Here is a 12450-nt window from a genome sequence, read left to right as displayed (position 1 = left end):
CGGCCGCGATCGCGTCCCGGAGGAAGCCCTCCATGGGGCCCATCGCCCTCGCCGAGATCGAGGCCGCCACCGACCCCGGCCAGCTGATCCGGCTCGTCGTCTCCGCGTCGCGGACCCGGTTCGGCGAGTGGTTCACCCTCAAGCGCCAGGCCGTCGCCGCCGCGCCGCAGGAACCCGCCATCCGGGAAGCCATGGAGATCGCACACGAGAGCCTGCGCGGCGGCCTCCGGTTGACCGCCGATCGCCTGGCCGAGCTGGGTGCTCTCCGCGACGGCCTGGACGCCGCCGGGGCGGCGGACATCCTCTGGCTCTACCTCGGCAATGCCGCCTACTTCGTCCGCGGCGACGATCTCGGCTGGCCGCTCGACAAGTCCGAGGGGTGGCTGAACGTCGTCCTGCCCCGCGAGCTTCTGAGCGCTGAGTCAGCGCGCTGAGCCCTTTTCGTACCTGAGGCGGGGCTGCGGCGAGGCCCGGCCTCCGCCCCAGGTGCGATACAGGCCTAGCCCCGCCGCTCGCGGAGGGTGAGGCGGCGGGCGTCGAGGCGGACCTCCGCGATCTTCCACGGTGGCAGGGTCAGCGGCCGGCGCCGCCGGGTCCACCGGGACCGGTCGGCCGGCCTCGGCCGGAGAAGAACCGACGGCCGGATGTCGTACGGGGCCGGGAGGCGGATGTCCAGAAGCTGTCTGAGGATCATGTACGGGCACCGATCTGCTGAGGGGGTCCGCGCACGCCGAAGGAGCGCGTGGCGCGCGCGGGATGTCAGAACCTGAAAGCTCAGCTGATGCGGTACAACGGCCTGTCCTCTTCGTGTGGGTGTCCGGCGACGCTAACCGATTCCCCGCGGCGCCGGAACCGATTTATCTCAGCGCCGGACCAGCGCCAGGTCCCACTGGCCGTTGTCGTCCTCCCACACGGTGACGGCCTCGCCGGTCGGCAGTGGGTTGTCCGCCGGGTCCTCGTCGACGACCAGGTCGTCGTACTCCTCCTCGATCTCGCCGATGACGCGCAGCGCGTCCTCGCGGGTGCCGTCGGTGGCCACCCGGATGCGCGCGACCCGCCACTTGCCCTCGCTCAGGTCCCGCCCGGCCAGGTCACGGCCCTCGACCAGCTCACCGTCGATCTCGAAGAGGGTGCCCGGCCCGTCGACCAGCAGCGTCCCGGTGTCCAGAATGGTGAGGTTCTCGTCGATGACGTTCCGCTCGCCGCCGAGCACGTCGGGATCGATCCAGACCGGAAGGCGGTCGAGTTCGGTCTCGTGGATGAAGTTTCCCCAGGCGTACAAGGCGTACATGTCGAGGACGCGCCCTTTCCATTCGTGTAGGCAGCGAGAAGCGAGAACGAGGAGGAATGATGGCGCACTATCTGCTGAGCGTCTACCAGCCCGACGGCGACCCGCCGCCGCCCGAGGTGCTGGACCCGATCATGGCCGAGCTGGAGAAGCTGAACGAGGACCTTCGTGCCGCCGGGGCCTGGGTGTTCGCGGCCGGGCTGCACCCGCCGGCGTCGGCCACTGTGGTCCGTGACCGCGACGGCGAGACGCTGCTGACCGACGGGCCGTTCACCGAGGGCAAGGAGCACCTGGGCGGCTTCACCGTCATCGAGGCGGCCGACCTCGACGAGGCGCTGCGCTGGGGCGGGCGGATGGCCCGGGTCGTGGCGCCGCTGTCCATCGAGGTGCGCCCCATCGCATGACCGAGGAGATCGAACGCGTCTTCCGGGCCGAGTTCGGCCGGGCGGTCGCCGTGCTGACCCGCCACTTCGGCGACCTCGACGTCGCCGAGGAGGCGGTGCAGGAGGCGTTCGCGGTGGCCGTGCGCCGCTGGCCGGAGAGCGGTGTGCCGCCCGCGCCGGCCGGCTGGATCATCACGACGGCCCGCCACCACGCGATCGACCGTCTGCGCCGGGAGGCCCGCCGGGCGGAACTGGAGGCGGAGGCCATGCGCGAGCGGAGGCCGGGCGAGCGGGACGACCTGTTGCGGCTCATCTTCACGTGCTGCCATCCGGCCCTGGCGCCGGCGGCCCGGGTCGCGCTGACCTTGCGGTTGCTCGGCGGCCTGACGACGAGCGAGATCGCCCGGGCGTTCCTGGTGCCGGAGGCGACCATGGCGCAGCGGCTGTCCCGGGCCAAGGGGAAGATCCGCGACGCCCGGATCCCGTACCGGGTGCCGCGGGACGAAGACCTTCCGGACCGGCTCGGTGCGGTCCTGGCGGTTCTCTATCTGGTTTTCACCGAGGGGTACGCGGCCGGGGCCGGCGACAACCTCACGCGCGACGATCTCACCGCCGAGGCGATCCGGCTGACCCGGGTCCTGCTGGCTCTCATGCCGGACGAGCCCGAGGTTCGGGGCCTGCTCGCGCTGATGCTGCTCGTCGAGGCGCGCCGGCCCGCCCGTACGGCCGAAAACGGTGACCTGATCCGCCTGGGTGACCAGGACCGGGGCCGGTGGAACCGGCGGCTGATGGACGAGGGGCGGGAGTTGCTGCGCGCCTGCCTGCGCCTCGACCGGGCCGGCCCGTATCAGTTGCAGGCGGCGATCAACGCGGTGCACGCGGACGCCGCGAGCGCGGAGGAGACCGACTGGCCGCAGATCCTGGCCCTCTACGACCACCTGGCGCTGTTCGATCGGGGGCCGGTCGTGGCGTTGCACCGGGCCGTGGCGGTCGCCGAGGTGCACGGTCCCGGGCCGGCCCTGGCCATTGTGGAGGGTCTGAGAGGCTTGGAGCGACACCACATTTGGTACGCCGTCCAGGCCGAACTTCTCGCTCGCTGCGGACGTGGCCGGGAGGCCGCGCGGGCGTACACCCAAGCGGCGCGACTGACCGCCAACGCGAGTGAGAGGCGGTTTTTGCTGCGGCGCTCAGACGCGGAAGGCTGACACCACACTGCGCAGCTCGGACGACATGCGGGCCAGTTCGGCCGTGGCCTCCTGTGTCTCGGCGACGCTCTGGCTGGTCATCCGGGCCGCCTCGGCCACGCCGGTGATGTTCTGCGCGATCTCGCCGGTGCCGCCGGACGCCTCGGCCACGCTGCGGTTCATCTCGGCCGTGGTCGCCGTCTGCTCCTCCACCGCCGACGCGATGGTCGTCTGGAACTCGCTGATCCGCCCGATGACCAGAGAGATCTCCTCGATCGCGGCCACCGCGCCGCTGGTGTCGGCCTGGATCGCCTCGACCCGCTTGGAGATGTCCTCGGTCGCCCGCGCCGTCTCCTGAGCCAGGTCCTTCACCTCCGAGGCGACCACCGCGAAGCCCTTGCCCATCTCACCGGCCCGCGCCGCCTCGATCGTCGCGTTCAGCGCCAGCAGGTTCGTCTGCTCGGCGATCGCGGTGATCGTCTTGATGACATTGCCGATCTCGGCCGACGAGTCACCCAGCTTGTTCATCGTGGCCGAGGTGGCCGCGGTGACGGTCACCGCCTCGGCCGCGACCCGGGCCGCCTCGGCCGCGTTCTGCGAGATCTCCCGGATCGACGCGCCCATCTCCTCGCTACCGGCCGACACCGTCTCGACGCTGCGCGACACCTGCTCGGCCGCGGCCGACACCGCCTGCGCCTGGGCCGAGGTCTCCTCGGCCGAGGCCGCGATGTGGTGCGAGGTGCCGGTCAGCCGCTCCGAGGCCCCGGCCAGGGAGGCGGCCGAGTTCTCGATGGTGGCCACCGTGGCCCGCAGCCGGGCCATCGCCGCGTCCAGCGCCCGGCCCATCCGGCCCGGCTCGTCGCGGCTGACCAGGCCGGTGGTGCGGGTCAGATCGCCGTCGGCCAGGCCGTCGCAGACCACTGTCACCTTCGACAGCGACTGTACGATCTTGCGGGCCACCCAGACGCCGATCATCAGCGCCACGGCGAGGCCGACGATGAGCGTGAGCAGCGAGAACGTGCGGCTGCTGGTGTAGGCCGAGTTCGCGGCGTCCGAGTTCTTCGTCGCGTCGGCCGTCTCGGCCTTGTCCAGGGCGGTGGTGTTGGCGTTGATTTTGTCGAGGATGGGCTCGGCCTGGTCGTCGCGAATGTTGGCCCATTCGATGAGCTTGTTGGCGGTGCCCGCCGGGAGCATCTTGCTCTTGGCGACGTCGGCGTAGTCGTCCCAGTTCGATTGGAGCTCGTCGATCAGTGCCGAATCCGCGGTAGGCATGCTGTTGCGGTAGGCCGTCATCGCCGTGCCGAACGACTCGAGGTCGTTGCCGAAGGCCTCGGCGTACTGTGTGGTCCTCGTCGCGTCGACCGACAGCGCCTGGTTGGCCAGGTCGATCCGGGTCGCGCTGATCGCGGCCCGGATCTGGCCCACGGCCTTGATGCTGGCGATGTTGCTTTTCGAGATCAGCTGGGCCTTGTCGTTGACCTGGCTCAGCGAGACGATCCCGAGGATGCCGACGACCAGGGCGACCAGGGCCGCGACCCCGACCGCGGTGAGGACCTTGGCGCTGACGCCGAGGTCGGCGAAGGAGAAGCCCTTCCTGGTCGCCGCGCTCGGCGCGGTCACGGTCACAACGCTCACGTTGCCCACTATCGCGAATCAGTCTCGGCAAAGAGCGCTATTCACCCGAAATACTGAACAGCCAGACGTATCACCATACCCACGACAACGACCACCAGGGCGGTCCGTACGAATCCCGCGCCGCGCTTGAGGGCGGCACCGGCCCCGAGCCGAGCGCCGACGATGTTGCACACCGCCATCGACAGGCCCAGCCACCACAGGACGTGGCCGCCGGCCGCGAAGACCACCAGTGCGCCGAGATTGGTGCCCGCGTTGAGAATCTTCGCCGTGGCCGAGCTGCTGACGAAGTCGAGCCCGAGCAGGGCGGTGAACGTGATGATCATGAAGGTGCCGGTGCCCGGGCCGAACACCCCGTCGTAGAACGCGATCCCCACGCCCGCCACGACGACGGCGGCGGCCCGGCGGCGCGCGGTCGGATCGGCCGCCTTGACGGTGACCCCGAACGTCGGTCTCAGCACGACGAAGGCCAGCACGCCCAGCAGCAACAGCATGATGGCCGGACGGAACCAGTCGACCGGGATCCGGCTCGCGGTGACGGCGCCCAGCCCGGCGAAGACCACGGCCGCGCCGGCGGCCGGCCCGGCCACCCGCCAGTCGATCTTCGTGCGCCGGGCGTAGGTGATGGCGGCCGTGGTGGTGCCGCAGATGCTGGCCACCTTGTTGGTGCCGAGTGCGGTCACCGGCGGCAGGCCGGGCAGGCCGAGCAGCAGGGCCGGGACGAGGATCAACCCGCCGCCGCCCACGACGGCGTCCACCCATCCGGCCGCCGCGGCGACCGCGAGGAGCAGGAGCACTGACTGCCAATCCATCGGCTTCCCTTCGTTGTCTGCCGGCCGATGGTGATGATGCTGTAATGGGCTTATGCACCTCAACCCTTACGGGGAGGATGCGGTGCGGCTCGCACTTTCGCTCGTCGCCGACCCGCCGCCCCATCCGGATGCGCTGGCGTCTCGATGCGCAGCGGCCGGCGTCGCCATCGAGCGGCCGCCCACGCTGTCCGATTTGTCGGCCATCTCGGCCTTTCTCGGCGAATGGCTGGCGGTGGTGGACGCGGCGGACGTCGGAGCGCGCGCGGAGAGGCTCAACGCGCTGCTGCGGGCCACCGCCGCCTACCCGCGATTGACCGACCATGCGGGCAGCGGCTGGCACATCCACTACCGCGAACCGGACCAGTCCCTGTCCTCGCTGCTGTCCACCCTGATCAGCGTGGGCACCGCCCTGCACCTGTCCGGGCGCGGCATGCACCGGCTCGGCCGCTGCGCCGCCGTCGGCTGCGGAAACCCCTTCGCCGACTTCAGCCGAACGGGCCGGCAGCGGTACTGCTCCCACGCCTGCGGCAACCGCGACGCCGTACGACGGCACCGCGCTCGTGCCGAAACGGTGAAGATGCCGTAGAGGACTCGCGCGAGCCGGGGGCCGCGACGGCCCGATCTGCTGAGATCTCGGCATGCTTCGGTCCTTGCTGTACGCCGTCTACGCCCGCCTGCTCCGCCGCCGGCTGATCGGGGCCGCGCTGCCCCGGCACGTGGCCATGGTCATGGACGGCAACCGCCGCTGGGCCCGCCAGATGGGCTTCGGCGACCCGCGGGTGGGCCACCGCTACGGCGCCGAACACCTCGACGAGGTTCTGACCTGGTGCGCCGAGGCGGGAATCCGGCACGTGACAGTGTTCGTGGCGTCCGTCGACAACGTCCGTAAACGCGACGCGGTCGAGGTCGGCAACCTGATGCGCATGATCGAGGACGTGGTGGCCGAACGCCTGCGCCGCCCGGCCAGCCCGTGGCAGGTCCACCTGGCCGGCCGCCTCGACGTCCTGCCCGACTCGACCCGGCACGCGCTCAAACTGGCCGAGGAACAGACGCGCGACTCCGCCGCCACCTTCCACCTGACCATCGCCATCGGTTACGACGGCCGCGAGGAGATCGTCGACGCCGTACGCTCGCTGCTGTCCGAGGCGCCGTCCTTGGCCGCCGCGATCGAGACGCTGACCGCCGACCGCATCGCCGACCACCTCTACACCAGCGGCAGCCCCGACCCCGACCTGGTCATCCGCACGAGCGGCGAGCGCCGCATGTCGGGCTTCCTGCTGTGGCAGGCCGCCTACTCCGAGCTGTACTTCTGCGACGTCTACTGGCCCGGCTTCCGCCGAGTCGACTTCCTGCGCGCCCTGCGCTCGTACGCCGCCCGCCACCGCCGCTTCGGCGCCTGACCCGCCGCGCCCGGAGGAGATCATCGGCACACCGGCAGAGCACGGGTGAGCGTCCGGCCGGCGGGCACCACGGCCGGCGGGTACGGGGGCGCGCTTGGCGACGTGTACCGGCGGGCGGGGGACCGGCGGCCAGGCCACCACGGCCCTCGACGGGCGGGAACGCGTTGGGGAGCTGCGTGGTGACGGCCGCCTTCAGGCGTACGCCGTGACGGGCGCCGACCGGTGGGACGCGTTCACGGTTCTCGCCGACGGCCGGGTGGTCGCGCTCGGCCCGCACGCCCTTCTCGTCGTCGGGACGGACGGACGGTCGCGTCGAGCGGTCGAGCGCCGTACGGCAGGACGGCGACGCGGTGGACCTGGCCGAGGCGACCGACGCCACGGCCTATCTGTGGCGCGACACCGGCTACGTCGCGCACGACCTGGCGACCGGCCGGGAGAGCCTGCTGCTGCCGATGACCGGCGTGTTCGACGGCTCGACCGACGCCGCCGACGGTATCTCCACCGCGGTCGCCTTCGACCGGGCCGAGGAACCGGGGGCGGCGGCCCGCACGACCTCGAGCCGTTCACCATCCGGTGAGCGGCATCACCTGGGGGAGTCGAGGAAGGCGCGCGACTCCTCCAGGGCGGCGTCGAGCTCGTCCCCGGCGCGGGTGAAGTCGCCGGCCTCGTAGCAGCTGGTCAGGGCCTTCTCCCAGGCCAGCATCATGAGGCCGCACTGCAGGCGGGAGCGCGGCGAGTCGGCCGGCAGGCCCAGCCGCTCGCCCAGCGCCGCCGCCAGCGCGGTGACCCACAGATCCTGCTGCTGGAGGTGCCGCCCGCGCAGGGCCGGCTCGTTGCGGTTGAGGCGCATCACCGTGGCCATCGTGACCGGGTCGGCGGTGACCGAGTCGACGGCCACCGCGAAGGCGGCCCGCAGGGCGCGCGCCGGGGTCTCGGCGGCCGGGCGGCGGCGCAGCTCCTCGGCGATCGACGGGCCCAGGGCCTCGATCGGCTGCAGGACCGCGTCCTCCTTGGTGGGGAAGTAGCGGAAGAACGTGCGCTCGGTGACGCCGACGCTGGCCGCGATGGCGCCGGCGGTCGTCGCCGCGAAGCCGACCTCGTCGATCGAGCGCATCGCGGCGGCCGTCAGCTCGGCGCGGATGGCCTCGCGCATGCGAGCTCGGACACCTGGGGGCTTCGCCGCTTCCATGTCGATCATCTTAGCGCTACAGTCGGCCACTGACACTGTGTCAGTCACTGACAGAAACTGAGGAGAGCGACCATGAACGAGAAGATCACCATCGGGGACTACACCGTGACCGTGCTGCGGGACGGCTCGTCCTACATGCCGCCGTCCTTCTATCCGGGTGCCGACTTCTCCCAATTCCCGGGCCTGCTGGGGGAGAACGGCGTCTACGAGATCCGCCTCGGCGCCCACCTGGTCCAGGGCCCGGCCGGCACGTTCCTGATCGACGCCGGCGCCGGGGAGCTGGCCATTCCGTTCCCGGCCGAGCTGGCCGGCGAGAACAGCCCGGCCTACCTGGCGCGGGCCGGCAACCTGCCCGCCGCCCTGGCCGAGGCTGGTGTCGCGCCCGAGGACATCACCGCGGTCCTGATCACGCACCTGCACCTCGACCACGTCGGCTGGATCGTCAAGGACGGCGAGCCGTTCTTCCCGAACGCCGTCGTTTACTACGGCGCCGAGGACCGGGCGCTCCTGGCCGGTGATGAGCCCACACGGGCGATCATGGATGCGGCCGAGAGGGCCGGCATCCTGCGCACCTACGGCACGGAAGACCTTCCCGGCGTACGGGTGATGCCGGTGCCCGGGCACACCCCGGGGCACGTGGTGATCGAGCTCGCGTCCGGCGGCCGGCGGCTGTGGTTCACCGGCGACCTCCTGCAGCTGCCGGGCCAGCTGACCGACCGGGACATCCACTTCCTGACCGATGTCGACCGCGACCTCGCCACCGCCGCCCGGGCCCGGCTCTTCGCGCAGGCCAAGGAGCAGGGGATCGTCATCGCGGCCGCACACCTGGACAACCCGTCGTTCCGGCTGATCGCCCCCGGCGACAGCTGGGTCGACGCCCGAACGGTCACTGGCACTCTGCCCGCATAGGCGATGCTTTAGCCGGAATTGGCGGCATATGTTCGTACCTCTCTGAAGAAAAGCGTGAGGTGCTCATGTCCCGCCTGTCCCGGCCCGCGTTGCTCACGGCCGCCGTCTCCCTGTCCGCCGGCCTGGTTGCCGTCCCCGGCGCCGCGTACGCCGCCGACACGGCGACCCAGCTCTCCGCGGCCCAGATGGCCGCCGCGCTGAAGGCGGTGGCCACCACGTCGACCGCCGCGGCCGCCCCCGGCTGGCGGGCGACGATGGGCCTGTCCGGTCAGCTGGCCGGTTCCAGCCTGTTCGTCGTGGACCCGGCCGGTGGCGTGGCGTTCGAGCGGTTCATCTCCGGCGGTCACATGACGGCCGAGTACGCGGTGGGCGGCAAGGGCCTGTACGAGTACCTGGGCGACCCGGCGTCGCGGTCGGCCGTGAAGATGATGCGCCGCCCCGCTGTCAAGTTCGTGTTCACCGCGAACAAGGCGCTCAAGCTCGACGCGTACGTCAAGGAGGCCGCCGCGGCCCCGGGGACCGTCCTGACCGAGGACACCGACCACGCGGGTACCAAGACCGTGCACGACGACGCGTCCGCCGACTACCGGTTCACGGCCGACGGCTCGGCCGTGACCATTCACGTCAACCCGGCCGGGTTGCTGACCTCGGCCAAGGCAACCGGCGACGGCCTGGCCATCACGCTGGACTACAACTACGGCCCGCAGCATGTGACGGTGCCGGCGGCGGCGGTCACGATCGGCGCCGCCGCGCTGGAGCAGGGCGTCGCCTACCTGGACATGCCGGCCATCGTGAAGCAGGTCGCCCGCCAGGGCGCGGCGGACACCCGGAAGGCCGCCCACGGCCGCAAGGTGAAGGTCGCCTCGCTGCGCACGGTGGTCCGGCGCGACGTGACCGCCCTCAACAAGTCCCTGCGGGTGGCCATGGTCAAGACCAAGAACACGGCGACCGGTGTCCGCGTGTACGCCACCAACCCGTGGACGCGCAAGACGACCTCGTACACCCTCAAGGCGTCCGGCACGAAGGTCGTCACGACCAAGAACAGCTGACCCTAGGACTGGAGGATCGCCCGTGCCTCCGCGGTCCGCGCCCGGAGCTTCTCCACTGTTCCGGCGTCGAAGGCCGCGGCGGTACGGTCCATGACGTTGACGGCTCCGACGATGTGACCGGCGGCGTCGCGGAGCGGCACCCCGGCGTACGAACGCACCTTGGTCACGGTGGCCAGCGGTGTGCCGGCGTAGATCTGGTCGTCACCGAGCTCGTCGATCAGGATGTCGGCGCCCGCCTCCACCACGCGGGTGCACGGCGACCACTCGGCCGGCATGCCGCCGGCCTCCGCGATCCAGCCGCCCAGCCCGTACGATCCGCAGACGGCGACCGCGTCGACCAGCACCATGGTCACCGAGGCCATGGCGGCGCCGGCCTCGGCGGCCAGCTCCTCGGCGAGGTGGCCGAGGCTGGTGGCGGTGCGCTCGGTGTGCAGGTCCAGCAGCTCGGCGGCGGCCCGTACCCGTTCCAGGTTGTGCAGGGTCTCGGCCGGCTCGCGGCTGAGCAGGTCGTTGACGACCATGCGGAAGTGGGCGAGGGACACCGGTTTGGCCAGCACGACGTTGCAGTAGAGCAGCGCGGTGGGCGGCGCGGACGCGCTGACCATCAGCACGGGGAGCGAGGACGTGGCCGGGTCGGCGCGAAGCTGCTGAGCGACCTGCAACCCGGTCATCCCGGGCATGTAGTGATCCAGGACGCTCAGGTCCGGCCGCAGCTCGTCGATGAGCTCCAGCGCGGCCGGGCCGTCCGGCGCCGTCCGCACGGTGTGACCGGCGTTCGAGAGCACGGAGGCAAAAAGCGCCGCGACGTCCGGTTCGTCGTCGGCCACCAGAATCGTCGCCATCAGCTCAGCTAAGCATGGCGGCTCGCGCGTCGTGCCACAAAAGCGCGTCTTGGGCCTTTGCAAGTTGCGCCGGATTCCGTAACTTACGGGCATGAGTACGGCGACCAGGCGGGCCATCCGCAACCCGGTGCTGACCGGCTTCCATCCGGACCCGTCGATCCTGCGGGTGGGTTCCGACTACTTCATCGCCACATCGACCTTCGAGTGGATGCCCGGCGTGCGGATCCACCACTCGACGAACCTGGTCGACTGGCGGCCGATGGGCGGCGCCCTCAACGAGAAGCGCCTGCTCGACCTGACCGGCGCCGGCGACTCCAACGGTGTGTGGGCGCCCAGCCTCAGCTACCACGACGGCCTGTTCCACCTGCTCTACGCCGACGTGGCCACCTTCTCCGGCGGTTACTGGGACCCGCAGAACTACCTGGTGACCGGCCCGACCCCGACCGGGCCGTGGTCCGATCCGGTGCCTTTGCACGGCCGCGGCTTCGACGCCTCGCTGTTCCACGACGAGGACGGCACGACCTGGATGCTGTCGATGGTCGCCGACTGGCGCCCCGGCCGGAACCGCTTCGCCGGCATCTCGATCCAGCAGTACGACCTCCAGGCCCGCCGCCTCGTCGGGCCCGACCACACGATCTTCCAGGGCACCGGCGCCGCGCTGACCGAGGCCCCCAACCTCTACCGCAAGGACGGCTGGTACTACCTGGTCACCGCCGAGGGCGGCACCAGCTGGGAACATCAGGTCACGGTGGCCCGCTCCAGCCACCTGCTCGGCCCCTACCTGGCCGATCCCGCGGGGCCGCTGCTGACCTCGTACGGCAATCCGTCGCTCACCTTGCAGAAGGCCGGGCACGGCAGTCTCGTGCGCACGCCCGCCGGTCAGTGGTACCTGGCCCACCTCGTCGCCCGCCCCTACACGCCGCTCGGCCGGTGCGTGCTGGGCCGCGAGACCGCGATCCAGGAGGTCACCTGGACCGCCGACGGCTGGCCGCGGATCGCCGACGGCGTACCCTCCGACGTCGTGCCCGCCCCCGACGGCGTCCCGATCGCCGAGGTGCGCCCGGTCTCCTCCGAAGAATCCGAGGACGACGACTTCGACGAGCCCGCCCTGGGCGTCAACTGGTCGACGTTGCGCCGCCCGGCCGACCCGTCGTGGATCGACCTGAGCACCCGCCCGTCGTTCCTGCGCATCCGCGGCGGTCAATCGCCGATGGGCCGGCAGCGGCCGAGCCTGGTCGCCCGGCGGGTCGTCGCCGAAAGCTGCGCGTTCGAGGCCGTCATGGAGTTCACCCCCCGAAACTATCGGCAGCTGGCGGGCATCACCGCCTACTACAACACCCGCAACTGGTACTTCCTGCACGTCACCGCCGACGACGACGGCACGCCGGTGGTCGACCTCCTGGCCTGCGATTCCGGACGGGTGGCGGTGGTGCCCGGCGTCCGTTCGGCCCTGACGGCCGATCGGATCGGTCTCCGCTTGCGCTTCGACGGTCCCCGCTTGCGTTTCTCGTACGCCCGTACGCCCGGTCCGGCCGCCGGCTGGACCGAGGCCGGGCCGGCGCTGGACGCCACCACGCTCTCCGACGAGTACGCGGCCCAGGTCGTCGACGGCGAGCCCGCGGCCTGGGGTTTCACCGGCGCCTTCACCGGCCTGTGGGTGCAGGACCTGGGCGCCGAGGGCGCGTACGCTGACTTCGATCGCGCCGTCTACACCGCGAACCCGGCGCCGTAGGCCCCGAAATTCCTTGAGTTTCGCGCGAAA

General features: G+C 71.3%; 15 protein-coding genes. 9 read left to right on the top strand and 6 right to left on the bottom strand.

Annotation, left to right across the window (positions count from 1 at the left end; genetic code table 11):
* Positions 1–32: 32 nt before the first annotated feature.
* Positions 33–434: a hypothetical protein gene (locus tag ACGFJ7_RS29555; protein ID WP_360260207.1), complete on the top strand. Its 402-nt coding sequence runs from the start codon at positions 33–35 to the stop codon at positions 432–434.
* 65 nt (positions 435–499) lie between these two features.
* Here the strand turns inward: ACGFJ7_RS29555 and ACGFJ7_RS29550 are convergent, their stop codons facing one another.
* Both ACGFJ7_RS29550 and ACGFJ7_RS29545 read right to left on the bottom strand, forming a co-directional pair.
* Positions 500–694, bottom strand: coding sequence for a hypothetical protein (locus ACGFJ7_RS29550; RefSeq protein WP_360260210.1), 195 nt, complete (start codon positions 692–694; stop codon positions 500–502).
* A gap of 168 nt (positions 695–862) precedes the next feature.
* On the bottom strand, positions 863–1291 hold the full coding sequence (locus tag ACGFJ7_RS29545) for a hypothetical protein (protein WP_392644957.1): 429 nt from the start codon (positions 1289–1291) through the stop codon (positions 863–865).
* A gap of 59 nt (positions 1292–1350) precedes the next feature.
* Between ACGFJ7_RS29545 and ACGFJ7_RS29540 the strand changes: the two genes are divergently transcribed.
* Together ACGFJ7_RS29540 and ACGFJ7_RS29535 are read left to right on the top strand one after the other, a co-directional pair.
* The gene (locus ACGFJ7_RS29540) at positions 1351–1692 is read left to right on the top strand and encodes a YciI family protein (RefSeq protein ID WP_392644956.1); all 342 of its coding nucleotides are present in this window, start codon (positions 1351–1353) and stop codon (positions 1690–1692) included.
* Positions 1689–2876, top strand: a complete 1188-nt coding sequence (locus ACGFJ7_RS29535) for an RNA polymerase sigma factor (protein WP_392644954.1) — start codon at positions 1689–1691, stop codon at positions 2874–2876. The genes ACGFJ7_RS29540 and ACGFJ7_RS29535 overlap by 4 nt, the downstream gene beginning before the upstream one ends.
* Here ACGFJ7_RS29535 and ACGFJ7_RS29530 read toward each other — a convergent pair.
* Both ACGFJ7_RS29530 and ACGFJ7_RS29525 read right to left on the bottom strand, forming a co-directional pair.
* Complete coding sequence (locus ACGFJ7_RS29530) at positions 2859–4481, bottom strand: methyl-accepting chemotaxis protein (RefSeq protein ID WP_392645149.1); 1623 nt, start codon at positions 4479–4481, stop codon at positions 2859–2861. The two genes, ACGFJ7_RS29535 and ACGFJ7_RS29530, sit on opposite strands and share 18 nt — an antisense overlap.
* Positions 4482–4531: 50 nt before the next feature.
* Positions 4532–5299 carry a TSUP family transporter gene (locus ACGFJ7_RS29525; RefSeq protein WP_360260225.1) on the bottom strand — a complete coding sequence of 256 codons (768 nt, stop codon included), beginning with the start codon at positions 5297–5299 and terminating at the stop codon, positions 4532–4534.
* An 82-nt stretch (positions 5300–5381) separates the two neighbouring features.
* Here ACGFJ7_RS29525 and ACGFJ7_RS29520 point away from each other — a divergent pair, with 82 nt between their 5' ends.
* From ACGFJ7_RS29520 to ACGFJ7_RS29510, 3 genes are all read left to right on the top strand, one after another.
* A complete protein-coding gene (locus ACGFJ7_RS29520) occupies positions 5382–5885 on the top strand; it encodes a CGNR zinc finger domain-containing protein (protein ID WP_392644952.1) in 504 nt (167 codons plus the stop codon).
* Positions 5886–5937: 52 nt separating this feature from the next.
* The gene (gene uppS / locus ACGFJ7_RS29515) at positions 5938–6699 is read left to right on the top strand and encodes a polyprenyl diphosphate synthase (RefSeq protein WP_392644951.1); all 762 of its coding nucleotides are present in this window, start codon (positions 5938–5940) and stop codon (positions 6697–6699) included.
* Positions 6700–7049: 350 nt separating this feature from the next.
* A complete protein-coding gene (locus ACGFJ7_RS29510) occupies positions 7050–7370 on the top strand; it encodes a hypothetical protein (RefSeq protein WP_392644948.1) in 321 nt (106 codons plus the stop codon).
* Here the strand turns inward: ACGFJ7_RS29510 and ACGFJ7_RS29505 are convergent.
* Positions 7283–7852 carry a TetR/AcrR family transcriptional regulator gene (locus ACGFJ7_RS29505; protein ID WP_392644946.1) on the bottom strand — a complete coding sequence of 190 codons (570 nt, stop codon included), beginning with the start codon at positions 7850–7852 and terminating at the stop codon, positions 7283–7285. The genes ACGFJ7_RS29510 and ACGFJ7_RS29505 overlap by 88 nt on opposite strands.
* A gap of 108 nt (positions 7853–7960) precedes the next feature.
* Between ACGFJ7_RS29505 and ACGFJ7_RS29500 the strand changes: the two genes are divergently transcribed.
* Positions 7961–8797 (top strand): MBL fold metallo-hydrolase, encoded by an 837-nt coding sequence (locus tag ACGFJ7_RS29500; RefSeq protein ID WP_392644944.1) that lies wholly within the window; start codon positions 7961–7963, stop codon positions 8795–8797.
* 65 nt (positions 8798–8862) lie between these two features.
* Positions 8863–9846, top strand: a complete 984-nt coding sequence (locus tag ACGFJ7_RS29495; RefSeq protein WP_392644943.1) for a hypothetical protein — start codon at positions 8863–8865, stop codon at positions 9844–9846.
* A 2-nt stretch (positions 9847–9848) separates the two neighbouring features.
* On the opposite strand, the gene ACGFJ7_RS29490 is transcribed toward ACGFJ7_RS29495, so the two are convergent.
* Positions 9849–10688, bottom strand: coding sequence for a response regulator (locus ACGFJ7_RS29490; protein WP_360260246.1), 840 nt, complete (start codon positions 10686–10688; stop codon positions 9849–9851).
* Between the two features lie 91 nt (positions 10689–10779).
* On the opposite strand from ACGFJ7_RS29490, the gene ACGFJ7_RS29485 reads away from it, so the two are divergent.
* On the top strand, positions 10780–12420 hold the full coding sequence (locus ACGFJ7_RS29485; RefSeq protein ID WP_392644940.1) for a glycoside hydrolase family 43 protein: 1641 nt from the start codon (positions 10780–10782) through the stop codon (positions 12418–12420).
* Positions 12421–12450 lie beyond the last annotated feature (30 nt).

It is taken from the genome of Actinoplanes sp. NPDC048988 (assembly GCF_043197815.1).
GTDB lineage: Bacteria > Actinomycetota > Actinomycetes > Mycobacteriales > Micromonosporaceae > Actinoplanes.
The sequence above is the reverse complement of the archived record's forward strand: the minus strand, read 5'-3'. Positions and strand labels throughout refer to the sequence as shown.

Excerpts from the sequence above, each read along its gene's own strand:
- ACGFJ7_RS29545 (WP_392644957.1), bottom strand. The coding sequence starts at position 1,291 with ATGTACGCCTTGTACGCCTGGGGAAACTTCATCCACGAGACCGAACTC.
- ACGFJ7_RS29495 (WP_392644943.1), top strand. The coding sequence starts at position 8,863 with ATGTCCCGCCTGTCCCGGCCCGCGTTGCTCACGGCCGCCGTCTCCCTG.
- ACGFJ7_RS29505 (WP_392644946.1), bottom strand. The coding sequence starts at position 7,852 with ATGCGCGAGGCCATCCGCGCCGAGCTGACGGCCGCCGCGATGCGCTCG.
- ACGFJ7_RS29550 (WP_360260210.1), bottom strand. The coding sequence starts at position 694 with ATGATCCTCAGACAGCTTCTGGACATCCGCCTCCCGGCCCCGTACGAC.
- ACGFJ7_RS29485 (WP_392644940.1), top strand. The coding sequence starts at position 10,780 with ATGAGTACGGCGACCAGGCGGGCCATCCGCAACCCGGTGCTGACCGGC.
- ACGFJ7_RS29540 (WP_392644956.1), top strand. The coding sequence starts at position 1,351 with ATGGCGCACTATCTGCTGAGCGTCTACCAGCCCGACGGCGACCCGCCG.
- ACGFJ7_RS29525 (WP_360260225.1), bottom strand. The coding sequence starts at position 5,299 with ATGGATTGGCAGTCAGTGCTCCTGCTCCTCGCGGTCGCCGCGGCGGCC.
- ACGFJ7_RS29555 (WP_360260207.1), top strand. The coding sequence starts at position 33 with ATGGGGCCCATCGCCCTCGCCGAGATCGAGGCCGCCACCGACCCCGGC.
- ACGFJ7_RS29535 (WP_392644954.1), top strand. The coding sequence starts at position 1,689 with ATGACCGAGGAGATCGAACGCGTCTTCCGGGCCGAGTTCGGCCGGGCG.
- ACGFJ7_RS29490 (WP_360260246.1), bottom strand. The coding sequence starts at position 10,688 with ATGGCGACGATTCTGGTGGCCGACGACGAACCGGACGTCGCGGCGCTT.
- uppS (WP_392644951.1), top strand. The coding sequence starts at position 5,938 with ATGCTTCGGTCCTTGCTGTACGCCGTCTACGCCCGCCTGCTCCGCCGC.
- ACGFJ7_RS29500 (WP_392644944.1), top strand. The coding sequence starts at position 7,961 with ATGAACGAGAAGATCACCATCGGGGACTACACCGTGACCGTGCTGCGG.